Here is a 24,410-nt window from a genome sequence, read left to right on the forward strand (position 1 = left end):
GATGATGACCGCTCCGCAAGCCCGCCCGGCGGTTTCCCCGGTGGTCGCCAGCGCATCGGCACCTAAGCCGGCGCCGCTGCTGGATGTCCGCGGCCTGACCATCAGCTACGGCAACGCCCGCGGCACGCTGCGCGCCGCCAGCGACGTCGGCTTCGCCATCCGCCCCGGCGAGGTGATGGGGCTGGTCGGCGAATCCGGGTCGGGCAAGAGCACCATCGCCATGGCCATCCTCGACCTGCTGGGCGGCGGCGGCCGGGTGGACTCCGGCGAGATCCTGTTCGACGGCACCGATCTGCGCAAACTGCCGGCGTCCGAGCGCCGGGCGCTGCGCGGCGACCGCATCGCCGCCGTCTTCCAGGATCCCTTCACCTCGCTGAACCCGGCGCTGACCGTCGGCCGCCAGATCGCCGAACCGCTGATCCAGCACAAGGGCCTCTCCCCCCGGCAGGCCGCCGTCCGGGTCGAGGACCTGTTGGCCGAGGTCGGCATCCGTGATCCGCGCCGGGTCGCCGCCGCCTATCCGCACGAGCTGTCGGGCGGCATGCAGCAGCGGGCGCTGATCGCCACCGCGCTGGGCTGCGAGCCGAAGCTGCTGATCCTCGACGAGCCGACCACCGCGCTGGACGTGACGGTCGAGGCTCGCATCATCGAGCTTCTGGCCAAGCTGTGCGACAGCCACAAGCTGAGCGCGCTGTTCGTCTCGCACAATCTCGGCATTGTCAACCGTATCTGTCAGACCGTCACCGTCCTCTATGGCGGGGTGGTGGTGGAGACGGGGGCGACCGGCCGCGTGCTGTCCCGCCCGGCCCATCCCTATGCCAAGGGGCTGGTCGCCGCCCTGCCGCGCATCACCGCCGACCGGCGCCACCGCCTGCCGTCGATCCCCGGCACCGTCGCCAAGCTGTCCGGGTCGCCCGCCGCCTGCGTCTTCGCCCCGCGCTGCCCCTTCGCCGAGGAGACCTGCCGCAGCCGGCCGCAGGCGATGCTGACGGACGGCGACGGCGATGGCGTGCGCTGCTGGAAGGCCGACGCGCTGGCCGGCACCCCATGGCCGGACGAGGAGGCCACGGGGCTCCGCCGGCCGCGGACCGGGGAAACGGCGGAGACGCGCTCCGCCCCGCTGGTGGAGGTCGACCATCTCCGCAAGATCTACGGCGCCAGCCGCTCCATCCTGCCCTGGCTACGCCGGGCCGGCACCGTGGCGGTGGAGGATGTCTCCTTCACCATCGGCCGTGGCGAGGTGGTCGGCGTGGTCGGCGAAAGCGGCAGCGGCAAGAGCACCATCGGCCGTGCCCTGCTGGCGCTGACCGAACCCAGCGCCGGCACCGTGCTGTTCGACGGCGCCGATCTGACCCAGCAGGTCAAGCGCGGTGATCAGACCCTGCGCCGGCGTGCCCAGCTGGTCTTCCAGAACTCCGCCGCCTCGCTGAACCCGCGCAAGACGGTGGGGGCGGCGATGGACCGGCCGCTGGTGCTGGCCGGCCGGGCGGACGCGGAGGAGCGGCGCAAGACGATCGCCGGCCTGCTGACCCGCGTCGGCCTGCCGGCCGCCTATGCCGACCGCTTCCCGCATGAGCTGAGCGGCGGCGAGCGCCAGCGCGTCAACATCGCCCGTGCGCTCGCCACCGATCCCGACTTCGTCGTCTGCGACGAGGCGGTGTCGGCGCTCGACGTGTCGGTCCAGGCCAACATCCTGAACCTGCTGGCCGAACTGCGCGACGAGATGGGGCTGTCCTATCTCTTCATCACCCACGATATCGCCGTGGTGTCACACATCGCCGACCGCGTGCTGGTCGTCTATGGCGGCACCATCTGCGAGGAAGGCCCCATCGGCCGCGTGCTCCGCCCGCCCTACCATCCCTACACCGAGGCGCTGCTCTCCGCCGTGCCGCGGCTGGCCGGGGATGGGCCGGAGGCACCGCGCATCCTGCTGGAGGACGCCGCCACCGCTCCCGGCGGGCGGGGCTGCGCCTTCGCCGCCCGCTGCCCGCGCAAGCTGGGGGCGGTCTGTGACGAGCAGGCGCCGCCGGTCCATGAGACCGCCGACGGCCACCGCATCGCCTGCCATATCCCGCTGGCGACGCTGGCCGAACGCGCGGCGGTCTTCCCGGAACTCGCGGACGCAGACGCCCTGCCCCGCTGACCGGGTCCGTTGCGAACGCCTTTCCCACCGGCGCTCCCGAAGCAGGGCGCCGGACGCCTTTCCCTTGCCTTTCGATCCAAACCCCAACCAAGCCAGGGCATCCGCCATGACCGTCCACACCCGCATCCGCCAGTTCAACACCAAGAAGACCTATCCCGAACAGGCGCTGGACAACGATCTGTGCCAGACCGTGGTCGCCCGCGGTACCATGGTCTTCGTCCGCGGCCAGATCGGCCAGAACCTCGACACCAGCGAAAGCGTCGCCGTCGGCGATGCCGCCGGCCAGACCGAGCAGGCGATGGCCAACATCAAGATGCTGTTGGAAGAGGCCGGCTCGCAGCTGGAGCATATCTGCAAGATCACCGTCTACATCACCGACCCGCGCTACCGCGAGCCGGTCTACCGCACCATCGGCAAGTGGCTGAAGGGCGTCTATCCGGTGTCGACCGGTCTGGTGATCAGCGCGCTCGCCCGGCCGGAATGGGTGGTCGAGGTCGATGCGATCGCGGTGATCCCCGACGCCACCTGAGGCTCCGGCCCCGTTGCCGACCGTTCCGCCAACCGACAAGAAGAACCGCCACCATGAGCACCAGCCTGACCAACCCGCCGCGCCGCGAGCTGCAGAGCTTCCTCGACTTCCCGATCTGCACCGACCTCGACCAGCTCGACGGCCATATCGGCATCCTCGGCATCCCCTACGGCGATCCCTACTCGATCGACGAGGTGACCAACGACCAGACCAACGCCCCGACCTGGGTGCGCCGCTATACCGAGCGGGCGCTGCGCAAGCTGGAGCGCTGGGATTTCGACATCGGCGGCCCGCTGCTGGGCGGCAAGGACATCAAGGTGGTGGATTGCGGCGACGTGAAGGCCGATCCCCGCAACCTCGACCTGCATTACGCCAACGCCGAGGCGGTGGTGCGGCGGATGCTGGCCAAGGGCATGCTGCCGATCGTCATCGGCGGCGACCACGGCATCCCGATCCCGGTGCTGCGCGCCTATGACGATCAGGGGCCGATCACCCTGGTCCATATCGACGCCCATCTCGACTGGCGCGACGACGTCAACGGCGCCCGCAACGGCTATTCCAGCCCGATCCGCCGTGCCGCCGAGATGGACCACATCGGCCGGATCTTCCAGATCGGCCTGCGGTCGGCCGGCAGCGCCCGGCCGGAAGAGGTCGAGGCGGCGATTGCCTATGGCGCGGTGCTGGTGCCGGACGTGGAGTTGCAGGACATCGGAATGAAGGCGGTGCTCGACCGCATTCCCGACGGGGGCCGCTACTACCTGACCATCGACGCCGACGGCATGGACCCGACCATCATGCCGGCGGTCAATGGTCCGGCGCCGGGCGGCGTCACCTATCCGCAGATCCGCACCCTGATCCATGGCCTGGTCGCCAAGGGCCGCGTCGTCGGCATGGACATCGTCGAGATCACGCCGAAGAAGGATCTCAACGGCATCACCGCCATCACCGCCGGTCGCATCATTTGCAACCTGATCGGCAAGACCATCCAGGCCGGGTATTTCGACGCCAAGTGACGGCCACGGAATGACGGCAGTGGAGAGGATGGAACGATGACCGCCGCGCGCCGGCTCGACCGGCTTTTCTGCGACCGGGCGCTTTTGGCTGATGGCTGGGCGTCGGGGGTGCTGCTGCGCTTCGACGCCCAAGGTCTGATCGTCGCCATCGAAACGGGGCTGGACACTCCGCCCGCCGGGGTGGAGCGTGCCACCGGGACGGTCATCCCCGGTATGCCCAACCTGCACAGCCATGCCTTCCAGCGGGCGATGGCCGGGCTGACCGAGCGGTCCGGTCCGGCGGAGGACAGCTTCTGGACCTGGCGGGAGGTGATGTACGGCTTCGTCCGCCGCATCGATCCCGATGGGCTCCAGGCGGTGGCGGCGATGGCCTATGCCGAGATGCTGGAGCAGGGCTATACGTCGGTGGCGGAGTTCCATTACCTCCACCACGACCCCGACGGCCGCCCCTATGCCGACCCGGCGGAGATGTCGATGCGCATCCTGGCGGCGGCGGACGCCGCCGGGATCGGGCTGACCCACCTGCCGGTGCTCTACGCCCAGGGCGGCTTCGGCGGGCAGCCGGCAGGGGAGGGACAGCGGCGCTTCCTCAGCGATCCCGACCGGCTGCTGGCGATCGTCGAGGCCTGCCGCAGCGCGCCCGGCAGCCACCGTACCGGCCTCGCCCTCCATTCGTTGCGCGCGGTGTCGCCCGATGCGATGGCGGCGGCGCTGGACGGGCTGTCGGCGCTCGACCCGGCGGCGCCGGTCCATATCCACGTCGCCGAGCAGACGGCCGAGGTCGATGCCTGCCTCGCCTGGTCGGGGAGGCGTCCGGTGGAGTGGCTGCTCGACCGCGGTTGGCTGGGGCCCTCCTGGTGCCTTGTCCATGCCACCCATGTCACGCCGGACGAAGTGGCGGGCATGGCCGCATCGGGGGCGGTGGCAGGCCTCTGCCCGACGACGGAAGCTGATCTGGGTGACGGGCTGTTCCCGGCGCGCGACTTCCTGGCGCAAGGCGGGCGCTTCGGCATCGGGTCCGACAGCCAGATCATCATCGACGCGGCGGAGGAACTGCGGCTGCTGGAATTCGGGCAGCGACTTGCCACCAAGCGGCGCAATCTGCTGGCACCGGGACCCGGGGCCTCGACCGGGGCGGCGCTCTACCGTGCAGCGGTAGCCGGGGGCTCGCAGGCGCTGGGGCTGCCGGAACCGGCCGGCGGGCTCAGAGCCGGACAGCGCGCCGATCTGGTCGTGCTGGATCCGGACGATCCGCGCCTGTACGGCCGCAGTGACGACACGCTGCTGGACACCTATGTCTTCGCCGGCGCCCGCAATGCCGTGCGCGACGTGGTAGCGGGAGGGCGGCTGGTGGTGCGGGACGGCCTGCATGTCGATGCAGAAGCGATCCGCAGCGGTTGGCGCCGTGTCGTCGACAGGTTGCAGGCTGCCTGAACACCTTCCGGAACAGACAAGGACCAATCTCCGATGACGGCGACCATCGATATCCTGGAGCGGCTGGTAGCCTTCAACACCGTCAGCCGTGACAGCAACCTCGACCTGATCCGCTGGGTGCAGGAACGGCTGGAGGCCGCCGGCGTGGCGACATGGCTGGTGCCGAGCGAGGATGGACGCAAGGCCAACCTGTTCGCGACGCTGGGACCGGCGGACCGCCCCGGCGTCCTGCTGTCCGGACACAGCGACGTGGTGCCGGTCGAAGGTCAGGCTTGGAGCAGCGATCCCTTCCGGCTGGTCCGCCGCGACGGGAGGCTGTTCGGCCGGGGCACCGCCGACATGAAGGGCTTCATCGCCGCGGCGCTCGCCCTGTTCGACCGCGCCGCCGAGCGGCCCCTCTCGCAACCGTTGCATCTGGCCCTGTCCTATGATGAGGAGGTCGGCTGCCTCGGCGTGCGGCGGCTGATCGAGATGATGGCCGCCCTGCCCGTCCGCCCGCGCTTCTGCATCGTCGGCGAGCCGACCGGCATGCAGGTGGTCACCGCCCACAAGGGCAAGACCGCGCTGCGCGCCGACTGCCGCGGGGTCGAATGCCATTCGAGCCTGGCGCCACAGGGCTTGAACGCGATCCACATGGCAAGCGACCTGCTGACCGGGTTGCGCCGCATCCAGGACCGGCTGCGGGACCAGGGCGCGCAAGACGATGCCTATGACGTGCCTTGGACCACGATTCATACCGGCGTGATCCGGGGGGGCGAGGCGCTGAACATCGTGCCCAACCATTGCCGTCTCGATTTCGAAATCCGCCACCTGCCGCAGGACCCGGTCGAGCCGTTGCTGGACAGCATCCAGGCCGAGGCCGAGGCCATCCTCCGCCGCCTGCGTCCCGATTTCCCGTCCGCCGGGCTGAGCATTGGCGAGCTGTCCAGTTATCCCGCGCTCGATACCGACGACACCGCCGATGTGGTGGCCTTCGTCAAGGCGCTGACCGGCGGCAACAGTACCGGCAAGATCTCCTTTGGGACGGAGGGCGGGCTGTTCCAGCGGCGGCTGTCGATGCCGACCGTGGTGTGCGGTCCCGGCAGCATCGGCGAGGCCCACAAGCCCGACGAGTTCATCGCCGAGGAGCAGTTGGCTGCCTGTGACCGTATGCTGGACGCCCTGCTCGTCCAGCTGGCCTGATGGCGTTGTCCGCGCAATACCGGTGCCTCGCGACGGAGCGCCCGGGCTCTTGGACGGGGACCGTCCGGTGTCCGGCGGTCCGGAGAGTATCGACCACAGGTCGGAGCTTTTCGGAAATGGTATCAGGGCACTGCGAGCGCCCCATGCCGGCGTAGCTTCCCGGCAGTCTGATGCCGGTAGGCGCGCCATGCTAAACAGCTCCAGTCGCTGCGGGCGGGCGCAAGCCGCCCACGCGGGTCAGGAATTTCCGGATGGGGTATCCGGCGGGTGACGCCAAGGGAAGGAGGGGGCGGTCGGCCGCTCCCTTTTTCCAGGACATCCCCGGTCAAGGCCAAGTCGCGCCGGGACTGTAGAGCCCGATCGCCAAACTGGCGTTGTCCCGTCCGGCAAATCCGAGGCCCGCCCCGCTTGCCGGGGCTGCCATCTCACGCTGGTCGACCATGCTGGAACTGCCGGTCTCCGGTGTCGAGAAGCGCGGGAGAGCATCCTCCAAGCGTGCATCGGCCAAATTGGCGAAGCCGGGGATGCCGGTCTGGGACCCGCCGCCCTGAAGCTGGTTTGCGGCGGCCAGCGTCACAGGCGGCCTGGAGATCGTCGGAAAGACGAAGGTCGGCCGTCCTTCGCGAGCCCCATACTCAACATAGTGCTTCGTCGCTGCGGCGGTATCGGTGCCGAACGCGGCCCGCAGATCCGCGTTGGCGGCGAGATAGGACTGAACGTCGAACCCCGTGGTCTTTCGCCCTTCCGCCCGCCCATGGTCGAGGTAGTGGCGCGCGCCCGCCTTTACGTCGCGGCCGAACGCGAACAACAGGTCAAGATTGCTCGCCAGATATCCATAAGTGTCGAAGGTCACCGACCGTCCCTCGGCCAAGCCGGTGGTGACGAAGTGCCGGGTTGCCGCCGCTTCATCGCGCCCGAACGCCGCCTCCAGGTCGCCATGGCTCGCAAGGTAAGCGTCCGGATTGAAGCCGGCCGTGCTCCGCCCCTCCCGGAAGCCGCTATGGACGTAATGGTCGGTACCGGCCGCCTCGTCGGCGCCGAAGGCGCGGACCAGGTCGGTGTTGCTGGCGATGTATTCCAGGGCATCGAACCTCGCGCTGCGTCCTTCCCAGATGCCGGCGACCAAGTAATGGTAATTCGCCGCGCCGGGGTCGGCTCCAAAGGCGCGCAGCAGATCGGGGTTGGCCGCGAGGTAGGATTGGGCCGTGTAGCCGGCGGGGAAGGCCCGATCGGCCGGCACGTCCGGACCATAGAGATACCGGATCGCCGCAGTGTCGTACGGACCGATCTGACTTTGGAAACCGCCCGTGTAGCTCATCACCGTGTTGCTGGTCCTGTCCTCTCCAGCCGGAAGCGTGACGCCCGTTCTCAGCGGCTCGAACGGGTGCTTGAGCCCCAATGCATGCCCCAACTCATGCAAGGCCAGCCCGACATTGATCTCACTCCGGGTGTTGAAATACACGTCACCGCCAGCGTCATATCCGGGGTAGCTGGCATATCCACTCAGGCCATCGGACCCCGTGGCTCGGAAGTCATAGGCGCCAATCTGGATTTGCCCACTGCCGCTGCCGACTTCCATCATGATAACGCCCGAAGCGTTGTCCCAAATGGTGGCCGCGGTGCGCACCGCAGCCCTCTCTGTATCCGTGAGCGGTCGTGAAGTGGCCGACGCGGCCTGCGGCATATGGCTCGGCAGCGTTTGGTCGAACGAATAGGTGACGACGGTAGGCGAGCCGAGCGGTCGAACATAATTTGTATTTAGCGGATAATTGCGGAAATTAGTCCAACGAACATCATTGCCGACGATGAGTGAGTTGACCTGAATGCTGTAATCGACCGCCATAATAAGGCTCCGTGGGTTCGGCTTTCTTGGAGTACCTATACCTCTATATCGCTTGAAGGGGCGGCGTCCAAGGTGTCGCAGTCGGAGAGTGCCCCGGCGCTACCCGACCTCGCCCAATCCATTCTTGACGGGATCCCGGATCTCGAAAGGAAGCAGCAGGGAGGACCGCCACGGTGGCTCGGTCCGATTTCCTGGATGGGCGATCGACCAAGCGGGGCGATGTGAGTAAGAGCGGCAGTTGGTCGAGTGTCTCCGCAAGCTGTCGAGCACGAGTCTGCGGAAGTCTTCGGTTCCGAGTTTCGGTCGAAGGGCTGAAAGGCAGTGTTTCCGCCGCTTTTCCTGACCCTGTGCTCGGTCGGTGCGGTCGAAAGGACAAGGTTGGCGACGAGACGCTACGATGATCACACTCAGCCCTTCCGATCGCCGTTGACAGGGTGAGTGTCTCATTTTATGCGTGGAGCCGCTGAACTCGAATTGCTGGGGGAGAGAGCTATGCTCGGCGAGCATTTGAAGGTGTATCGCGAGGCTCGTGGGCAATCGAGGGAGGACTTTGCGGCGTTTCTGAACCAGGGCCTGGGTCGCTCTTACGATCGCCAGCGGATCTCGCGTTGGGAAAATGGGGGGGAGCGTATCCCACAGGCCGTCGTCGTCTTCGTCCGCAAGCACCCGGTGCTTCCCGTCGAGAAGCCCGGCCCGGCGCTCGTCGTGTCCCTGGCGAACCAGAAGGGCGGGGTGGGCAAGACCACAGGCTGCGTCAATGTCGGCCGTATGCTGGCCGACCGCGGCTACTCCGTCGTGCTTGTGGACTCCGACCCCCAGGCCAACGCTGGAATCCATCTCAGTGTGGACGTCGTCGCCTGCGAGGAGGCCGAAAAGACGCTCTATTACGTCCTCAAGGGGGTCGTGAATGCCGAGGATTGTCTCGTCGAGACGCGCAACCCGCGCCTGCGGGTTCTGCCATCCTCGCTCAAACTGGCCGAAAGCGAGACCGAACTTGCCGCTCAGCAGTTTTCGCACAACACGTTGCGTAGCCGCCTCGCCGAGTTGCGCCGCAGCGTCGACTTTATTCTCATAGACTGCCCCCCCACACTGGGGCATTTGGTGACCAACGCTCTGGTGGCCAGCGATACGGTCCTGATCCCCTGCCAGACGCAGCCCCTCGCCTTCATGGGCATGGGCACTCTGCGCAAACAGATCGACTTCGTGCGCGAACGCGGCAACCCCGCCCTCTCCCTGCTCGGCATCGTGCCGACGTTCTACTCGGGACGCACGACCCAGGATCAGGCCACCCTGAAGGATATGCATGAGACCTATGGGCGGGAGATTCACATCTTCCCGCCAATCCCCACCACCACGCTTTACCCGCAATCATCGGCCGGTGGCGACGCTCTGGTCGCTTTCAATGCCAAGGCCCCTGGCGTCGGCACTTTCGACATGGTGGTGCAGACCTTGATCGGGGAGCGCGACCATCGCGTCGTAACCACCGCACACGGAGTGACGGCGCATGGCTAAGGGGATTCCGCGCTCCAATATGGGGCTCATCACCAAAAGCAGCGATCAGACCAGCACCAACCCGGTGCGGCTCGACAGCAACGCGCTGACCGGCAAGGCCGTGCCCTTCGAGAGGCCATTCGCCTGCGACATCGGGCTGGTGGTTACCAATCCCGATCAGCCGCGCAAAATATTCCGCGAAGAGGACCTTGCCTCTTTGGCCGCCTCGCTTGACAAGCATGGCCTGAAGCAACCGATCGGAGTGCAGCAGCAGGCCAACGGCGAATATCTCCTTGTATGGGGAGAGCGGCGCTGGAGGGCGGCAAGATCGCTTGGATGGCCGACCATCACCGCGGTCCTGACCGCGGGTGACCCGCTTGAGGTGGCGTTGGTCGAGAACGTGCAGCGTGTCGACCTGTCCCCGTTCGAGCAGTCCGATGCACTGCAGGGGCTGAAGGAGCGTCACGGGTATACCGACGAGGCGCTTGCCGGTATCGTCGGCAAGGACCGCAGCATGATCTCCAAACTGCTCCGATTGCAGTCTCTGCCTGAAGCTATCCGCTGGGAATATGCGGATCATGAGCCGACGCTCCGCTTTCTCCTCACTCTCACCCGAGCCGCGTCGGAAGCGTCCGCCCTTGCCCTGTGGAATCAATGGAAGAGCAGCGGCACGGCTGGAGAGTCCGAGCTTGGCGGTGAACCGCGGCACGCGAAGAATACAGGAGAGGACGGTGAGCGCCCCTCCCGCAACCCGGCTGACAAATCGCCGGAGATGGCGTTGAGTGCCCTGCCACAGCGGGTGTTCCGCGTCATCACTAGGGCACAAGAGACCATTGGCGCGATGGTCGAGAAGCCGCGCCCTTTGACCGACGAGGACTGGGAGCGTCTGACGCAGATGCGTTCGCTGATTGACACCCTGCTCCAACAGCGAAAGGCAGGGAAGACGTGAAGTGCAATGGGAACCGTTCCCATTGCACACTCCTTCGGCCGGCTGCGTGTCGGCGTTCGCAGGCGACCGATCCTCGTCCGGCACGTTGCTTGATTGTGTCTGGGTCAGAACGGTTGAGGGGGGGCGTCACTGGCCCCTGTCAAATGGCTGTTCCTGCTGACCTGTCCAATGGGAACGGTTCCCATTGATGAAACAAGCGCATTGACCGCAGCACACTGATGTGCAATCGCCCCGCTGTTTTTGAACCCGGCATCCATCCAATCGGCGCCATGAAAAACAACAGGGAACAGCTTATCCAGGCCGCCAATCCGTCCAAAGAAACGGAGCCACTGCTCATTTTGCGCGAGAGCCGCATGCAGGCGAGATCGCAGCGATCATATGCAGGTTCCTTTCCGGGCTTCTCAAGAGCGCCGCGAGCCCGGCTGACGCCCATTCGACCTTGACATCCGTTTGCTACCTTACAAATATTGTATGGTAGCAAACGAAATGGAAGGCTCTTCACATGCGGGATCAGGCGGATACCGACGCCTCCGTGGGAGCGTGGACGAAGCGGTGTTATCTTGCGGGCCGCGCGCTCATGGACGCGACCTTGCGGCACTATGATTTGGGATCCACGCAATGGTATGTTCTCTGGCATCTCGCGCACAACGGCGCGTCCGTTCAGCGTGACCTCGGACGTGCCCTCGAACTCGAACGCGCGACCTTGAGCGGCATCATCTCCACTCTCGTCCGTAAAGACTTGGTGGAGCAGACCTCGAGTGGAGAAGATCAGCGTCAGCGTCTATTGACGTTGACAGGCGCTGGTGAGGCGCTGTGGCGCAAACTTCCCGACCTTTCGTTCATTCACGAAACTGCTTTTGGCGGCATCGACGAGGCCGAACTGGCCACGACCGTTCGGGTCCTGCAATCGGCGACCGAAAGGCTGCAGACCCTGTTGCGAAAGGTTTGAGCAAATGACGGTACTGATAACCGGAGCCACCGGGCTCGTTGGCGAACGACTTCTTCCACGGTTGGTGGATGCCGGCTTCGCCTGCCGCGCCCTGCTGCGGGCGGGCAAATCATGCCCCCATGGCTCAGAGGCCGCGACGGGAGACATTCTCGACCCTTCGACCCTCCCAAACGCCATCCGAGGGGTTGCCGCCATCGTGCATCTGGCCGCCGTGTTTCGCACGCAGGATGCCGATCTCATCTGGAAGAGCAACCTCGACGGGACACGCAACCTGATTGCCGCCGCAAAGGCTCATGCTCCTGATGCGCGGTTCATCATGGCGAGCACCAGCCATGTCTACAACAAAGACCATCCTCATCCGGGACGAGAAGACGACCCGCTCGATCCCCAGCAGGCCTATCCGGCGAGCAAGGTGGCGGCAGAAAGGGAATTGCGCGAAAGCGGTCTGAACTGGTCTATCATACGCTTCCCTTTCGTCTATGGCGACGGAGACGGACATCTCGAAGCTCTTCCCAATTACGTCAGAAATTGGCATCCGGCCCAGCGCATGAGCACGGTTCATCATCGTGATATCGCCACCGCGGTCAAGCTTGCGCTGGCCGGCGCATTTGATCGGCGCATCGTGAACGTCGCGGACGAGGCGCCAGCTTCCATCTATGAGCTCTTAAGCATACTGGGTGCTCGGATGGAATCGAGCGCTGAGCCACTTTCAAATCCCTGGCACCTGCACGTAGACGGTTCACTTGCCCGCAGCCTGGGCTTTCGCCCCACTGTCAGAACCGTCCATCAGGCCCAGCAAGAGGGGCTTTTATGACCACTAAACTCGGAATGCAGGAGTGAACCGCCCCGGGTTTCCCGGTTGCGTATGGGGACGCTATCCTGGTCCACGTCGTGTACCACGGCCACCGCTCTTGCCCGGAGACAGTCACGAGCCAGGTGCAGGGCCACGCGCCTTGCTCGGCATCCGGCCGAATTGGGCCTTGAAATCACGCGAGAAATGCGCGGTATCGGCGAACCCGCAATCGAACGCGATGTCGGTGATCGAGCGGCGCGTGTTCTCCAGCAGCCAGCGCCCGTAATCCAGCCGCAACCGGCGCTGGAAGGCCGCCGGCGACACGCCGAGCGCCGCCTGGAAGGCGCGCTCCAACTGTCGGGCGCTCACCCCGACATAGCGGGCGATGGCGTCGACCGACGGCGGGGAATCGAGCCTCTGCTCGATGAAATGCGACGCCTGCCGGACGCGGATGTCGGCGATGCCGTCCAAATTGGCATAGAAATGGGCTTGCGGCAGCGCGGCGGACCGGATGTCCTGCAGCATCATGTGACGGACCGCCTGCCGCGCTTTCTGGCCGCCGCAGTGCCGGCCGACGAGATAGAGGCCGAGATCGATGGCGGCGGTCGATCCCGCGCAGGTGATCAGGTCGCCCTCGTCGATGAACAGCTGGTCGACCGTGGCGGTGACGGTCGGGAAGCGCTCGCGGAAGGTGTCCAGGACGTTCCAATGGACGCACACCCGCCGGCTGCCGACAAGGCCCGCCTGGGCGATGGCGAAGGTCCCGGTGCAGACGCCGAGCAGCCGGACGCGGCCGCCCGCCGCCCGCCGCAGATAATCGGTCAGCTGTGCCGGCTGCAGGGCGTTCCGGTAATCGTTGCCCCCGCAGACCGCGACGTAGTCGAAGGACGTCGGATCGCGCAGATCCTCGTTCGGCGTGACCAGCACGCCGCAGCTCGATCGCCGGGCCTGCCCGCCGAGGCTCATCACCGTCCAACTGGCGTCGATCTGCCGGCTGCGCCCGCCGAGATCGGCGGCGAGCCGGACCGCGTCGATCAGCCCCGAAAAGGCGGTCAGCGTGAATTGATCCAGAAGGACGAAGCCGATCCGCAGCCGGGGGACCGTGCCGGGGTCGGTACCGGACGGGGAGCGGGGGGACGCGCCGGAAAGGGATCGGGTGCCGGAGTGTTCGCTGCTCATGTCGGAATTATTCAAGCATCCGTCCGCATTCTTCTATCGGAAAAAGCCACCCCCTCGCTAGCATCGACCTTGTTGCAAGGGTTTTACGCCCGAAAGGGCCGACATCGAGGGAGAGCGTCATGACTTCTCTGCGTGCTGCCACCTGTTGCGCCGCTCTGATGGCCGGCGCCGCCTTCTCCCAGCCCGCTGCCGCGCAGACTTCCCTGACCGTGGCCTGGTACGGCGGCAACTGGGGCGAGGCCTTCCGGACCTGCGTCGCCGAACCCTTCACCAAGGCGACCGGGATCAAGGTCGTGCCCGAGATCGGCACCTCGACGGTGACGCTGGCCAAGCTCCAGCAGCAGAAGGGGGCGCCGACCATCGACGTCGCCTGGATGGATGGCGGCATCAGCGAACTGGCGCAGGCCGCCGGCGTCACCGGGGCCATCGACCCGCAGGCCGTGCCGAACCTCGCCAAGGTCTCGCCCGAAGCGGTCTACAAGGCCGACGGCGCCGTCTTCGCGGTGGGAACCGGCTACTACTCGCTGGGTCTGACCTACAACACCCAGAAGGTCAAGACGCCCCCCACCTCGTGGAACGACCTGTGGAAGCCGGAATTCGCGGGCGCCGTCACCATCCCGTCCCCGGCCAACTCGTCGGGCGTTCCCTTCCTCCTGTTCCTCAACAAGATCTGGGGCAATCCGGCCAACGACCTGTCCAAGACCTTCGCGAAGCTGAAGACCCTCGACACCGCGCTCTATTTCGACAGCTCGGGCGCGGCCTCCAACGCCTACCAGAGCGGCGAGGCGATCATCGGCGCCCATTTCAGCGTCGGCGCCTGGGATCTGGCGGACAAGGGCCTGCCGATCGGTTTCGTCGTTCCCAAGGAAGGCGTATGGGCAACCGACGCGCGCCTGCATCTGGTGAAGGGGACGCCCCGCGCGGCCGAAGCCGCACGCTTCATCGACACCGCCCTGACCCCGCAGGCCGCCTCCTGCCTCGCCGAGAAGCTTTATCTCGGCCCGTCCGTGCAAGGCGTCTCCGTGGCACCGGACATCGAGCGCAAACTGCCCTGGGGCGTCGGCGGGTCGGTCAAGAACCTGCAGCTTTTCAACTGGGCCGACATCAACCGCGACCGGGGCGCGATCACCGACGCTTGGAACCGCGAACTCGCGCGCCAGTAAGGGGGACGAGGCATGCTCCCGGCCCTGCTGTCCATCCGCGATCTCGGCAAGCGCTTCGGTGGATTCCACGCGCTCAAGGGCGTCTCGCTGGAGGTCGAGCATGGCGAGTTCATCGCCCTGCTCGGCCCCAGCGGCTGCGGCAAGACCACGCTGCTGCGCTGCATCGCAGGTTTCCTCACTCCCGATTCCGGCGACATCCGGATCGGCGGGGATAGCGTGACGCGGCTGCCGCCCCACCGGCGGCCCCTGAACACGGTCTTCCAGAACTACGCGCTGTTCCCCCACATGAGCGTTCTCGACAACATCGCCTATGGCCCCCGCCGGCACGGCGTTCCGCGGGGCGAGGCGGCGGAGCGCGCGGCGCAGGCGCTGCACCTGGTCGGGCTGGAGGCGCTGGGCGCGCGGTACCCGCGCGAGCTGTCCGGGGGGCAGCAGCAGCGCGTCGCCCTGGCGCGCGCGGTGGTCAACCGGCCCAAGCTGCTGCTTCTGGACGAACCGCTGAGCGCGCTCGACATGAAGCTGCGCAAGCGGATGCAGATCGAGCTGAAGCATCTCCAAGAAAAGCTGGGCATCGCCTTCGTGTTCGTCACCCACGACCAGGAGGAGGCGATGAGCATGGCCGACCGGATCGTCGTGATGAACCGCGGCCTGATCGAGCAGGTCGGGTCGGGGACGGCGGTCTACGCGACGCCGGCCACGCGCTTCGTCGCCGAATTCATCGGGGAGGCGAATTTGCTGCCCGGCGCGGCGGACGGCGACGGCGGGCTGCGGCTGGCCTTCGGGACGGCGGCGGTTCCTCATCCCTGCCCCCATCCCGGCCCCTGGCCCGACATCGACGCCGGTCAGAGCCGCACCGGCGTGCTGCGGCCCGAGCATCTGGAGCTTCTCGACCGCGCCGACGAGCCCGGTTTCCTCACCGAGCGCGGCATCGTCGAGGACGTGATCAACACCGGCGGCCAGACCCTCGTGATGGTCCGGGTCGGCGACGCCCTGCTGGCGAGCCGCCGCCTGGGCATGCCGGGCGCCGGCCTGGGCCGGGGAACCCAGGTCGTCGTCGGCTTCCGCCCGGAGCATCTGCACGTCGTCGTCGGCGAGCCGGCGCCATGACCGCCGCCCTGACCGGCGACCCCGCGGTGGCCCCCGCCGCACCGCCGCCCACCGCCCTGCGCCGCGCCCTGCCGCTGCTGGCCGCCCCCGTCGCCTTCTTCGTGGCCTTCTTCGCCGTGCCGATGGTCGTCGTGCTGTCCTCCAGCCTGATGGCCGGCGGCGCGCCGTCCCTGGCGAACTACGCCCGCGTCCTGCTCGACCAGTATCATTGGGACGTCCTGGCCGTCACCTTCCGGATCGCCGCGCTGACCACGCTGGCCGTCACGCTGCTGGGATATCCGCTGGCCTATTATCTGGTGCGGGTGGTGTCGTCGAACGCCCTGCGGCGAAGCTGCGTCATCCTGCTGCTGCTGCCGCTGTTCACCAGCAACATCGTCCGGTCCTTCGGGTGGATGATCCTGCTCGGCCGCAACGGTCTGGTCAACGACACGCTGGTCGGCGTCGGGCTGCTGGAGCGGCCGGTCCGCTTCCTCGGCACCGAGACGGGCATCGTGATCGGCCTCGTCTACATCCTTCTGCCCTTCATCGTCCTGGCGGTCGGCAACGCGCTGGCCACGGTGGATCCGACGCTGGAGGAGGCCTCGGCCGATCTCGGCTCCAGCCCCTTCACGACCTTCTGGACCGTGACCTTCCCGCTGTGCCTTCCCGGCCTGATCGCGGGCGTGATCATGGTCTTTACCCTGGCGGCGAGCGCCTACGTGACGCCGGCGCTGCTGAGCGGCGGCAAGATCACCGTCTTTCCGATGCTGATCTTCCAGCAGTACAGCACGGTGTTCGACGTCCATTACGGCGGCGCGCTCAGCATCACGCTCCTGGTCTTCACGCTGGTGCTGGTGGCGCTGGCCGGACGGATCGGCAACGGCGGAGGCAACCGGTCATGATCGCGCGCGTTCTCCTGCGGATCGTCGCCTGGGCGGTGATGACCTATCTGGTGCTGCCGCTCGTGGTCATCATCGGCGCGTCGCTGACCGCCACCAGCTATCTGGCCTTCCCGCCGCAGGGCCTCACGCTGGACTGGTACGGGCGGATGCTGGCCGACACCTCCTACGTGGCGGCCTTCGGGACCAGCACGGCGCTGGCGCTGGCGGCCACGGCCGGGGCGGTGCTGCTGGCCCTGCCGGCGGCCCTGGCCATCGCGCGCCATGATTTTCCCGGCAAGCGGACGCTGCTGTCGCTGCTGATGTCGCCGCTGGTGCTGCCGCACGTCGTGCTGGGCGCCGCCCTGCTGCAATACTGCGCCGCCCTGGGCCTGATGCGCAGCTTTGCGGCCCTGCTGGTCGGCCATGTGGTGATCGTGACGCCCTTCGTGCTGCGCTCCGTCCTGCCGCAGCTGACGCCCGAGCAGCGCGCCCTGGAGGAGGCCTCGGCCGACCTCGGTGCCCGGCCCTTCGAAACCTTCCTGCTGGTGGTCCTGCCGCAGATCCGCGGCGGGCTGACGAGCGGGGCGATCTTCGCCTTCATCTCGTCCTGGATCAATGTCGAGCTCAGCATCTTCAACACCACCGCCGAGCTGACGACGATCCCGGTCAAGCTCTTCAACTACGTCCAGTACACCATCGACCCGGTCATCGCCGCAGTGTCGTCGATCACCATCGCGGTGGCGGCGTTCACCATCGTTCTTCTCGACCTGACCGTGGGGCTCCACGTGCTGTCGAAGCGGCGCTGACCCCGTCCCCGTCCTTCATCCCCTTTCTTACCGCCAACACCCCGAGAGGCCCCAAGTCATGCGCAAGCAAGACGTGTTCGACGTTGTCTACACCCACACGGAGGGCGAGCCGCTCTGCATCATCCACAGCGGCATTCCCTATCCTCCCGGCTCCAGCATCCTGGAGAAGCGCCAGTTCCTGGAAACCCACTATGACTGGCTGCGCTGCGCCCTGATGCGCGAACCGCGCGGGCACAAGGACATGTTCGGCGTCTTCCTCACGCCGCCGTCCGGTCCGGACGCCGACGCCGGGCTGATCTACATCGACGGCACCCAGTATTCGCACATGTGCGGGCACGGCACGATCGCCGTGGCCATGGCCATGGTGGCGCTGGGGCTGGTCCGGCGCGGCGAGGGCGACCGCACCACCATCCGCTTCGAGACCACCGCCGGCCTCGTGGTCGCCGAGGTGGCGACGGACGGCGACGCCGTGCTGTGGACCCGGTTCGAGAACGTGCCGGCCTACGTCGCGGCCCAGGACGTGCCGTTCGAGCTGCCCGAGATCGGCCCCCTGAAGGCCGACATCGTGTGGGGCGGCAATTATTTCGGCATCATCGACCTGACCGGCACCACGTTGCGCATCGGCGCGGAGAACGGCACGGCCCTGTCGCGCTACGGCGTGCTGGCGCGCGAGCAACTGCGCGAGAAGGTCGCCATCCAGCACCCGGCCTCGGCCCACATCAACAACTTCAACTTCGTGACTTTCTGGCACGAGCCGACGATCAAGGGCGCCTTCTACAAGAACGTCCATGTGTTCAGCGCCGGCCAGTTGGACCGCTCGCCGGGCGGCACCGGCACCAGCGCGATGATGGCCATGTTCGAGGCGCGCGGCAAAATGACGATCGGCCAGACGATCCGCTCCGAGGGCCTGCTGGGCAGCGGCACCTTCGAGGGCTGCCTGCTCGGCGAGACCCGCCTGAACGGCGTGCGCGCGGTGCGGCCGACCGTCAAGGGCACCGCCAGCATCCTGGGGACGGCCCGCTGGGTCATCGACCGCAACGACCCGGTCGGATCGGGCTTCCTCGTCGCCTGATGGAACCGGCGGCGGCCCCGGTCCATCGGAACCCGGGCCGTCGCCGATCCCAGTGATCGTTGGGAATTTGCAAAGGTCAGGATCCGAGGTGGAGTGGTCGCCCAAGCAGCTTGAGCGCTGCTTCGTGGAAGACCTCGCCCAGAGTCGGGTGGGCGTGAATCGTTCCCGCCACATCCTCCAACTCCGCCCCCATTTCCAGCGCCAGCGCGAACTCTCCCGACAGTTCCGAGACATGGGTGCCCACCGCCTGGATGCCGATCACCCGCCGGTCGTCCCGGCGGGCCACCAGCCGAACGAAGCCGCTCTCGCCGGCGTCCAGGGTCAGCGCGCGGCCGTTCGCGGCGAAGGGGAACTGGTCGACGATCACATCGATCCCCTGTGCCGACGCCTCGGTCGGCGACAGGCCGACGCTGACGATCTCCGGCTCGGTGAAGCAGACCGCCGGGATCGCGGCCGGCGCGAAGCGGCGGCGGTGGCCGGCGATGATCTCCGCCACCATCTCGCCCTGCGCCGACGCCTTGTGCGCCAGCATCGGCTCGCCGACCAGATCGCCGATCGCCCAGACATTGCGCATCGAGGTCCTGCACTGGTCGTCCACCGCGACGAAGGCTCCCCGGCGCTCCACGCCCATCGCCTCGAAGCCCCAGCCCTCCAGCCGGGGACGCCGGCCCACGGTCGACAGCACGGCGTCGACCGGCAGGCGGATCATCCCGCTGTCCGCCGTCTGTACGACCAGCGCCTGCCCATTCCCCTCGGCTTCCATCCCCAGTGCACGGGCCCCGAGATGAAGGGTCACCCCGGCCCGTTCCAGCCAGCGCCGCACCGGATCGGTCAGAGCCGCGTCGTACAGCGGCAGGATGCGCGGCTGTGCCTCGACCACCGTCACCGTGGAGCCCATCTTTGCGAAGGCGCTGCCCAACTCCAGCCCGATATAGCCGCCGCCGACCACCACAAGCCGGCGGGGCAGCCGCTCCAACGACAGCGCTTCGGTCGAGGACAGAACCGGACCGGCGAAGGGAAGATTAGGCAGCGGCACCGGTTCCGAGCCGTTGGCGAGGATCACATGCTCCGCCCTCACGGTCAGCGGACCGTCGCTGCCCTGGACGGTGCAGGTCTTGGCGTCGGAGAAGACCGCCCAGCCACGCAGCACGCGCACCTTCGCCTTGCGCAGCAGGGCTGCCACGCCACCGCTGAGGCGGTCGACGATGCCGTCCTTCCAACGCATGGCGGCGGCGAGATCGAGACGCGGCGGCAGGTCGAGCGCGATGCCGAAACGGCCGTCGCCCAGCGACTGCTCCATCGCCTCGAACCGGCTGGCGACATGGATCAGCGCCTTGGACGGGATGCAGCCGCGGATCAGGCAGGTACCGCCCAGACGGTCGGCCTCGACCAGCACGGTGTCGAGCCCCAACTGGCCGGCGCGGATGGCGGCGACATAGCCGCCCGGCCCGCCACCGACCACGAGCACCTTGGCGGTGACGGTCTTTGCGCTGGGTATGGTCATTGCGGTTGGTCCATGAAGAGGGTGGCGGGCTGTTCCAGCGACGTCTTCACCCGCTGGACGAAGGAGGCGGCGTCCCAACCGTCGACGATTCGGTGGTCGAAGGAGCAGGACAGGTTCATCATCGACCTCACGACGATGCTGCCCTTGCGCACCACCGGCCGCTCGACGATCCTGTTGACGCCGACGATGGCGACCTCCGGCCGGTTGATGATCGGCGTGGTGGCGAGGCCGCCCAGCTCGCCAAGGCTGGTGATGGTGATGGTGGAGCCGCTGAGCTGCTCCCGCCCGGCCTTCCCGTCGCGCGCGGCGGCAGCCAAGTCGCGGATCGCGTCGGCGGCCTGCCAGAGGTCGAGCGTCTCGGCATGGCGGACGACCGGCACCACCAGCCCGCCCGGCGTCTGCGTTGCGATGCCGGCATGCACCGCCTCGAACTGCTGGACGACATTCGCCGCATCGTCGTAGCGGGCGTTGATCTGCGGGAACTTCGGCAACGCCCGCACCAGGGCACGGACCAGGAAGGGCAGCAGGGTCAGCTTCGGTCGCGCTCCGCCACTCTCGGCGTTGAGGTGGAGGCGCAATTCCTCCAGGGCGGTGACGTCGATTTCCTCGATGTAGGAGAAATGCGGGATGTGGCGCTTGGCCTCCTGCATGCTCTCGGCGATCCTGCGGCGCAGGCCGCGCACCGGCACCTCCGACACCCCGGTTCTGGCCGAGGAGGACGGCCGCTTGGCCAAGGCGACACCGCCGCCCTCAACCCCTCCGCCAGCGAGATGGCGGTCGAGGTCGCGGTGCAGGATCCGGCCGCCGGGGCCGGAGCCGGCAACGAACTGCAAAGGAATGCCAAGGTCCCAGGCACGGCGCCGCACCGCGGGCGAGGTGGTCGGCTTGACGCCGGGCGGCCGGCGGACCAGAAGGGCGGGCGCGGCATCCAGTGCGGGGGCACCAGCGGCGGGCATTGCAACGGTGGCTGTCGGGAGCACCGCTGCGGGGACGTCATCGAGCGGGTCATCTGGGGCGTCACCGGGGCTGTCGCTGGGCACCTGATCGCCCGTTCCCTCGACTTCCAGCACGACCAGATCGGAACCGACCGCCAGCATCGCGCCGGGGGCGCCGTTGAGCGACAGCACCGTGCCGGCGACCGGCGAGGGGATCTCGACCGTCGCCTTGTCCGTCATCACGTCGACCAGCGTCTGGTCTTCGGCGACGCGGTCGCCTGGCGCGACATGCCAGGCGACGATCTCGGCCTCGGCGGTGCCTTCGCCGACGTCGGGCAGCTTGAAGACATAGCGCGCCATGCTCACTCCTCCATCACGCGGCGCAACGCCTCGGCGATCCGGGCCGGGCCGGGGAAATACTCCCACTCGAAGGCGTGCGGGTAGGGCGTATCCCAGCCGGTGACCCGCTCGATCGGCGCTTCCAGATGGTGGAAGCAATGCTCCTGCACCAGGGCGGACAGTTCGGCGCCGAAGCCGCCGGTCCGGGTCGCCTCATGCACGATGACGCAGCGGCCGGTCTTGCGCACCGACGCCTCGATCGCCTCGATGTCGACCGGCACCAGGGTGCGCAGATCGAGGATCTCGGCATCGACCTGCGCGTCTCGGGCGGCGGCCATCGCCACATGCACCATGGTGCCGTAGGCGAGGATGGTGACGGCAGTGCCGCTGCGCACCGTGGCCGCCTTGCCCAGCGGGATGGCGTAATGGCCGTCGGGCACCTCGCTGGCGGGATGCTTGGCCCAGGGCACCACCGGGCGGTCGTGATAGCCTTCGAAGGGGCCGTTGTAGAGCCGCTTCGGCTCGAAGAACATCACGGGATCGTCGTCCTCGATGGCGCTGATCAGCAGCCCCTTGGCGTCGTACGGGGTCGAGGGGATCACCGTCTTCAGCCCGGCGACATGGGTGAAGATGGCCTCCGGGCTTTGGCTGTGGGTCTGGCCGCCGAAGATGCCGCCGCCATAGGGCGCACGCACCGTGACCGGTGCCGTGAACTCGCCGCCGGACCGGTAGCGCAGCCGCGCGGCTTCGGAAATCAGCTGGTCGCAGGCCGGATAGATGTAGTCGGCGAACTGCATCTCGGCGACCGGGCGCAGGCCGTAGGCCGCCATGCCGACCGCGATCCCCATGATGCCGGCTTCGGTGATCGGGGTGTCGAACACCCGTGCGCGCCCATGCTTGCGCTGCAGCCCGTCGGTGCAGCGGAACACGCCACCGAAATAGCCGACATCCTCGCCCAGAACGACGACGTCGCCGCTCCGCGTCAGCATCACGTCCATCGCCGCGTTCAGCGCCTGGACCATGGTCATGGTCGCCATCGCTCAGACCCCCGCCTGCCGGCGCTGGCGCTCCAGATGCCAGGGCATGGTTTTGTAGACGTCCTCGAACATCGTGCGGGCCGAGTGGTACGGTCCCTTGTCGAGGGTGCCGAGGGATTCGGCCTCTTTCCCGGCGGCCTGGACCGCCTCCGCAACCTCCCGCGCCAGATCCTCCTGCCGGGCCTCCGACCAGACGCCCAGCGCGATCAGGTGCTGGCGCAGCCGGTCGATCGGATCCCCCAGCGGCCAGTGGGCGCCGGCATTCTCCGGCCGGTATTTGGCGGGGTCGTCGCTGGTGGAATGGGCGGCCGCGCGGTAGGTGAACAGCTCGATCAGGCTCGGGCCGAGGTTGGCGCGAGCCCGCGCCGCCGCCCAGCGCGTCGCCGCGAAGACCGCCAGGAAATCGTTGCCGTCCACCCGCAGGCTGGGGATGCCATAGCCGAGGCCGCGCGCCGCGAAAGTCGTGCGCTCCCCGCCGGCGATGCCGTGGAAGGAGGAGATGGCCCAATGGTTGTTGACCAGAGTGAGGATCACCGGGGCACGGTAGACCGAGGCGAAGGTGAGGGCATGGTGGAAGTCGCCCTCCGCGGTGGCGCCTTCGCCGATCCAGGCCGCGGCGATGCGGGTGTCGCCCTTGATCGCCGAGGCCATCGCCCAGCCCACCGCCTGGCTGTACTGGGTCCCCAGATTGCCGGAGATCGAGAAGAAGCCGGCCTCCTTGCTGGAATAGAAGACCGGCATCTGCCGGCCCTTCAGCCGGTCGCCGGCATTGGAGAAGACCTGGCACATCATGTCGACCAGCGGCCAGTCACGGGCGATCAGAAGGCCCTGCTGCCGGTAGGTCGGAAACAGCATGTCGCTGCGGTCGACCGCCATCGCCTGCGCGACGGCGATCGCCTCCTCCCCGGTGCATTTCATATAGAAGGAGGTCTTGCCCTGGCGCTGGGCACGCTGCATGCGCTCGTCATAGGCGCGCACCGTCATCATTGACCGCAGCCCGCGCATCAACGTGTCGGGGGCGAGCGCCGGGTCCCAGGGACCGACGGCATGCCCCTGATCGTCGAGCACGCGCACCAGATCATAGGCCAGATCGGTCATGTCGGCTGCAGGACAGTCGATGGCGGGACGGCGGGCGGTGCCGGCCGGCTGCACGGCGAGGCCAGTGAAATCGATCTCGCTGCCGGGCCGCTGCGGAGGCTCCGGCACATGCAGACTCAACGGCGCTGGAACAGGCATGGGGGCATCCATGGCAGTCCTTCCAATGGCAGGGGCTGGCATCGGACGCTGTGTCCGAGCGGCGGCGGTTGCTGAAGAATGAGGGGATGAGGAGGCGGCTCTGGTCGCGCGCCTTCGTGAGTGATCCCCTGCGTCCGATTATACCGTTGGCGCAGCGAATTTTCTTTGCGTTCTAATGCCTCTTATGGAGAAAGTACGCATCATTCAATTCGTGCTTTGCGGTTTCGTTAGAGGAATTCATGCAGATCGAACTTGACGCGATCGACCGCCGCATCCTGGCTCTGCTGCAGTCGGACGCCCAGCTGTCGAGCGCCGACATCGCCGAGCGGGTCGGATTGTCGCAAGCCCCCTGCTGGCGCCGGATCAAGCGGATGGAGGAGAACGGCGTCATCCGCCTGCGCGCCACCCTGCTCGACCGGAAGAAGCTCGGGCTGAACGTTCTGGTGTTCGCACAGGTGAAGCTGGCCGCCCATGACCGCGCGACCCTGCCGGAATTCGAGGAAACGGTGCGCCAGTTGCCGGAAGTGCTGGAATGCTACACGCTGTTGGGAGCCACCGATTACATCATCAAGGTGGTCGCACGGGACGTCGAATCCTACGAGCACTTCTTCCGCGAGAAGCTGTCCCAGCTTCCGGCGGTGCGTGAAACCAACTCGGCCATCGCACTGTCCGAGATCAAGTATACCACCGCCTTGCCCCTGTCCTTGCTTGAAGGACCCGACCGGCCGGCACGTACGGCAAAGGCCCGCTGATGCCTGCGCAAAAGCAGCGGGTTCGATGGTCTGGACCCAAGGATCGTCTCCATCTCAGTGCCCCCCTTCCAGATAGGCCGAGCGCACCTCCGGG

21 protein-coding genes are annotated in these 24,410 nt (G+C 67.3%); 15 read left to right on the forward strand and 6 right to left on the reverse strand.

All coding sequences use genetic code 11. The features are described from left to right. Nucleotide 1: 1 nt before the first annotated feature. The 5 genes from JHL17_RS04815 to argE all read left to right on the forward strand — a co-directional run bounded on the left by JHL17_RS04815 (nucleotide 2) and on the right by argE (nucleotide 6,301). A complete protein-coding gene (locus JHL17_RS04815; RefSeq protein ID WP_200190917.1) occupies nucleotides 2–2,143 on the forward strand; it encodes a dipeptide ABC transporter ATP-binding protein in 2,142 nt (713 codons plus the stop codon). Between the two features lie 106 nt (nucleotides 2,144–2,249). Then, nucleotides 2,250–2,672 carry a RidA family protein gene (locus JHL17_RS04820; RefSeq protein WP_200190918.1) on the forward strand — a complete coding sequence of 141 codons (423 nt, stop codon included), beginning with the start codon at nucleotides 2,250–2,252 and terminating at the stop codon, nucleotides 2,670–2,672. Nucleotides 2,673–2,725: 53 nt separating this feature from the next. After that, nucleotides 2,726–3,685 (forward strand): agmatinase, encoded by a 960-nt coding sequence (locus JHL17_RS04825; protein ID WP_200190919.1) that lies wholly within the window; start codon nucleotides 2,726–2,728, stop codon nucleotides 3,683–3,685. Between the two features lie 36 nt (nucleotides 3,686–3,721). Then, nucleotides 3,722–5,119, forward strand: coding sequence for a formimidoylglutamate deiminase (locus JHL17_RS04830; protein ID WP_200190920.1), 1,398 nt, complete (start codon nucleotides 3,722–3,724; stop codon nucleotides 5,117–5,119). A gap of 33 nt (nucleotides 5,120–5,152) precedes the next feature. Next, nucleotides 5,153–6,301: an acetylornithine deacetylase gene (argE, locus tag JHL17_RS04835; RefSeq protein WP_200190921.1), complete on the forward strand. Its 1,149-nt coding sequence runs from the start codon at nucleotides 5,153–5,155 to the stop codon at nucleotides 6,299–6,301. A 325-nt stretch (nucleotides 6,302–6,626) separates the two neighbouring features. Here argE and JHL17_RS04840 read toward each other — a convergent pair whose 3' ends face one another. Next, nucleotides 6,627–8,144, reverse strand: a complete 1,518-nt coding sequence (locus tag JHL17_RS04840; protein ID WP_200190922.1) for a zinc metalloprotease — start codon at nucleotides 8,142–8,144, stop codon at nucleotides 6,627–6,629. A 492-nt stretch (nucleotides 8,145–8,636) separates the two neighbouring features. Here JHL17_RS04840 and JHL17_RS04845 point away from each other — a divergent pair, with 492 nt between their 5' ends. From JHL17_RS04845 to JHL17_RS04860, 4 genes are all read left to right on the forward strand, one after another. Then, nucleotides 8,637–9,656: an AAA family ATPase gene (locus tag JHL17_RS04845; RefSeq protein WP_200190923.1), complete on the forward strand. Its 1,020-nt coding sequence runs from the start codon at nucleotides 8,637–8,639 to the stop codon at nucleotides 9,654–9,656. Next, nucleotides 9,649–10,584 (forward strand): ParB/RepB/Spo0J family partition protein, encoded by a 936-nt coding sequence (locus JHL17_RS04850; protein WP_200190924.1) that lies wholly within the window; start codon nucleotides 9,649–9,651, stop codon nucleotides 10,582–10,584. The genes JHL17_RS04845 and JHL17_RS04850 overlap by 8 nt, the downstream gene beginning before the upstream one ends. A gap of 502 nt (nucleotides 10,585–11,086) precedes the next feature. Next, the gene (locus JHL17_RS04855; protein WP_200190925.1) at nucleotides 11,087–11,533 is read left to right on the forward strand and encodes a MarR family winged helix-turn-helix transcriptional regulator; all 447 of its coding nucleotides are present in this window, start codon (nucleotides 11,087–11,089) and stop codon (nucleotides 11,531–11,533) included. Between the two features lie 4 nt (nucleotides 11,534–11,537). Continuing rightward, nucleotides 11,538–12,347: an NAD-dependent epimerase/dehydratase family protein gene (locus JHL17_RS04860; protein WP_200190926.1), complete on the forward strand. Its 810-nt coding sequence runs from the start codon at nucleotides 11,538–11,540 to the stop codon at nucleotides 12,345–12,347. Between the two features lie 111 nt (nucleotides 12,348–12,458). Here the strand turns inward: JHL17_RS04860 and JHL17_RS04865 are convergent, their stop codons facing one another. Then, nucleotides 12,459–13,505, reverse strand: coding sequence for a GlxA family transcriptional regulator (locus JHL17_RS04865; protein ID WP_200190927.1), 1,047 nt, complete (start codon nucleotides 13,503–13,505; stop codon nucleotides 12,459–12,461). Nucleotides 13,506–13,624: 119 nt separating this feature from the next. On the opposite strand from JHL17_RS04865, the gene JHL17_RS04870 reads away from it, so the two are divergent. The 5 genes from JHL17_RS04870 to JHL17_RS04890 are packed head-to-tail and all read left to right on the forward strand — an operon-like array spanning nucleotide 13,625 to nucleotide 18,513. Then, on the forward strand, nucleotides 13,625–14,668 hold the full coding sequence (locus tag JHL17_RS04870) for an ABC transporter substrate-binding protein (protein ID WP_200190928.1): 1,044 nt from the start codon (nucleotides 13,625–13,627) through the stop codon (nucleotides 14,666–14,668). A gap of 12 nt (nucleotides 14,669–14,680) precedes the next feature. Next, on the forward strand, nucleotides 14,681–15,775 hold the full coding sequence (locus JHL17_RS04875) for an ABC transporter ATP-binding protein (RefSeq protein ID WP_200190929.1): 1,095 nt from the start codon (nucleotides 14,681–14,683) through the stop codon (nucleotides 15,773–15,775). Then, nucleotides 15,772–16,656 carry an ABC transporter permease gene (locus JHL17_RS04880; RefSeq protein ID WP_200190930.1) on the forward strand — a complete coding sequence of 295 codons (885 nt, stop codon included), beginning with the start codon at nucleotides 15,772–15,774 and terminating at the stop codon, nucleotides 16,654–16,656. Before JHL17_RS04875 ends, JHL17_RS04880 begins: the two co-directional genes overlap by 4 nt. After that, complete coding sequence (locus tag JHL17_RS04885; protein ID WP_200190931.1) at nucleotides 16,653–17,441, forward strand: ABC transporter permease; 789 nt, start codon at nucleotides 16,653–16,655, stop codon at nucleotides 17,439–17,441. Before JHL17_RS04880 ends, JHL17_RS04885 begins: the two co-directional genes overlap by 4 nt. 58 nt (nucleotides 17,442–17,499) lie before the next feature. After that, the gene (locus tag JHL17_RS04890; RefSeq protein ID WP_200190932.1) at nucleotides 17,500–18,513 is read left to right on the forward strand and encodes a proline racemase family protein; all 1,014 of its coding nucleotides are present in this window, start codon (nucleotides 17,500–17,502) and stop codon (nucleotides 18,511–18,513) included. 76 nt (nucleotides 18,514–18,589) lie between these two features. Here JHL17_RS04890 and lpdA read toward each other — a convergent pair whose 3' ends face one another. Genes lpdA through JHL17_RS04910 form a run of 4 tightly spaced genes read right to left on the reverse strand, consistent with a single transcriptional unit; the run spans nucleotide 18,590 to nucleotide 23,564 of the window. After that, nucleotides 18,590–20,017, reverse strand: coding sequence for a dihydrolipoyl dehydrogenase (gene lpdA, locus JHL17_RS04895; RefSeq protein WP_200190933.1), 1,428 nt, complete (start codon nucleotides 20,015–20,017; stop codon nucleotides 18,590–18,592). Further along, a complete protein-coding gene (locus JHL17_RS04900) occupies nucleotides 20,014–21,312 on the reverse strand; it encodes a dihydrolipoamide acetyltransferase family protein (RefSeq protein WP_200190934.1) in 1,299 nt (432 codons plus the stop codon). Before JHL17_RS04900 ends, lpdA begins: the two co-directional genes overlap by 4 nt. A 2-nt stretch (nucleotides 21,313–21,314) precedes the next feature. After that, nucleotides 21,315–22,328: an alpha-ketoacid dehydrogenase subunit beta gene (locus JHL17_RS04905; protein WP_200190935.1), complete on the reverse strand. Its 1,014-nt coding sequence runs from the start codon at nucleotides 22,326–22,328 to the stop codon at nucleotides 21,315–21,317. A gap of 3 nt (nucleotides 22,329–22,331) precedes the next feature. Beyond that, nucleotides 22,332–23,564: a thiamine pyrophosphate-dependent enzyme gene (locus JHL17_RS04910; RefSeq protein ID WP_200190936.1), complete on the reverse strand. Its 1,233-nt coding sequence runs from the start codon at nucleotides 23,562–23,564 to the stop codon at nucleotides 22,332–22,334. Between the two features lie 239 nt (nucleotides 23,565–23,803). On the opposite strand from JHL17_RS04910, the gene JHL17_RS04915 reads away from it, so the two are divergent. Continuing rightward, on the forward strand, nucleotides 23,804–24,316 hold the full coding sequence (locus tag JHL17_RS04915) for an Lrp/AsnC family transcriptional regulator (protein ID WP_200190937.1): 513 nt from the start codon (nucleotides 23,804–23,806) through the stop codon (nucleotides 24,314–24,316). Nucleotides 24,317–24,410 lie beyond the last annotated feature (94 nt).

The organism is Azospirillum endophyticum (assembly GCF_016595245.1).
GTDB classification, from domain to species: Bacteria; Pseudomonadota; Alphaproteobacteria; order Azospirillales; family Azospirillaceae; genus Azospirillum; species Azospirillum endophyticum.

Excerpts from the sequence above, each read along its gene's own strand:
- JHL17_RS04820 (WP_200190918.1), top strand. The coding sequence starts at position 2,250 with ATGACCGTCCACACCCGCATCCGCCAGTTCAACACCAAGAAGACCTAT.
- JHL17_RS04905 (WP_200190935.1), bottom strand. The coding sequence starts at position 22,328 with ATGGCGACCATGACCATGGTCCAGGCGCTGAACGCGGCGATGGACGTG.
- lpdA (WP_200190933.1), bottom strand. The coding sequence starts at position 20,017 with ATGACCATACCCAGCGCAAAGACCGTCACCGCCAAGGTGCTCGTGGTC.
- JHL17_RS04880 (WP_200190930.1), top strand. The coding sequence starts at position 15,772 with ATGACCGCCGCCCTGACCGGCGACCCCGCGGTGGCCCCCGCCGCACCG.
- JHL17_RS04830 (WP_200190920.1), top strand. The coding sequence starts at position 3,722 with ATGACCGCCGCGCGCCGGCTCGACCGGCTTTTCTGCGACCGGGCGCTT.
- JHL17_RS04915 (WP_200190937.1), top strand. The coding sequence starts at position 23,804 with ATGCAGATCGAACTTGACGCGATCGACCGCCGCATCCTGGCTCTGCTG.
- JHL17_RS04840 (WP_200190922.1), bottom strand. The coding sequence starts at position 8,144 with ATGGCGGTCGATTACAGCATTCAGGTCAACTCACTCATCGTCGGCAAT.
- JHL17_RS04860 (WP_200190926.1), top strand. The coding sequence starts at position 11,538 with ATGACGGTACTGATAACCGGAGCCACCGGGCTCGTTGGCGAACGACTT.
- JHL17_RS04845 (WP_200190923.1), top strand. The coding sequence starts at position 8,637 with ATGCTCGGCGAGCATTTGAAGGTGTATCGCGAGGCTCGTGGGCAATCG.
- JHL17_RS04885 (WP_200190931.1), top strand. The coding sequence starts at position 16,653 with ATGATCGCGCGCGTTCTCCTGCGGATCGTCGCCTGGGCGGTGATGACC.
- JHL17_RS04850 (WP_200190924.1), top strand. The coding sequence starts at position 9,649 with ATGGCTAAGGGGATTCCGCGCTCCAATATGGGGCTCATCACCAAAAGC.
- JHL17_RS04875 (WP_200190929.1), top strand. The coding sequence starts at position 14,681 with ATGCTCCCGGCCCTGCTGTCCATCCGCGATCTCGGCAAGCGCTTCGGT.
- JHL17_RS04890 (WP_200190932.1), top strand. The coding sequence starts at position 17,500 with ATGCGCAAGCAAGACGTGTTCGACGTTGTCTACACCCACACGGAGGGC.
- JHL17_RS04815 (WP_200190917.1), top strand. The coding sequence starts at position 2 with ATGATGACCGCTCCGCAAGCCCGCCCGGCGGTTTCCCCGGTGGTCGCC.
- JHL17_RS04865 (WP_200190927.1), bottom strand. The coding sequence starts at position 13,505 with ATGAGCAGCGAACACTCCGGCACCCGATCCCTTTCCGGCGCGTCCCCC.
- JHL17_RS04900 (WP_200190934.1), bottom strand. The coding sequence starts at position 21,312 with ATGGCGCGCTATGTCTTCAAGCTGCCCGACGTCGGCGAAGGCACCGCC.
- JHL17_RS04855 (WP_200190925.1), top strand. The coding sequence starts at position 11,087 with ATGCGGGATCAGGCGGATACCGACGCCTCCGTGGGAGCGTGGACGAAG.
- argE (WP_200190921.1), top strand. The coding sequence starts at position 5,153 with ATGACGGCGACCATCGATATCCTGGAGCGGCTGGTAGCCTTCAACACC.
- JHL17_RS04825 (WP_200190919.1), top strand. The coding sequence starts at position 2,726 with ATGAGCACCAGCCTGACCAACCCGCCGCGCCGCGAGCTGCAGAGCTTC.
- JHL17_RS04910 (WP_200190936.1), bottom strand. The coding sequence starts at position 23,564 with ATGCCTGTTCCAGCGCCGTTGAGTCTGCATGTGCCGGAGCCTCCGCAG.
- JHL17_RS04870 (WP_200190928.1), top strand. The coding sequence starts at position 13,625 with ATGACTTCTCTGCGTGCTGCCACCTGTTGCGCCGCTCTGATGGCCGGC.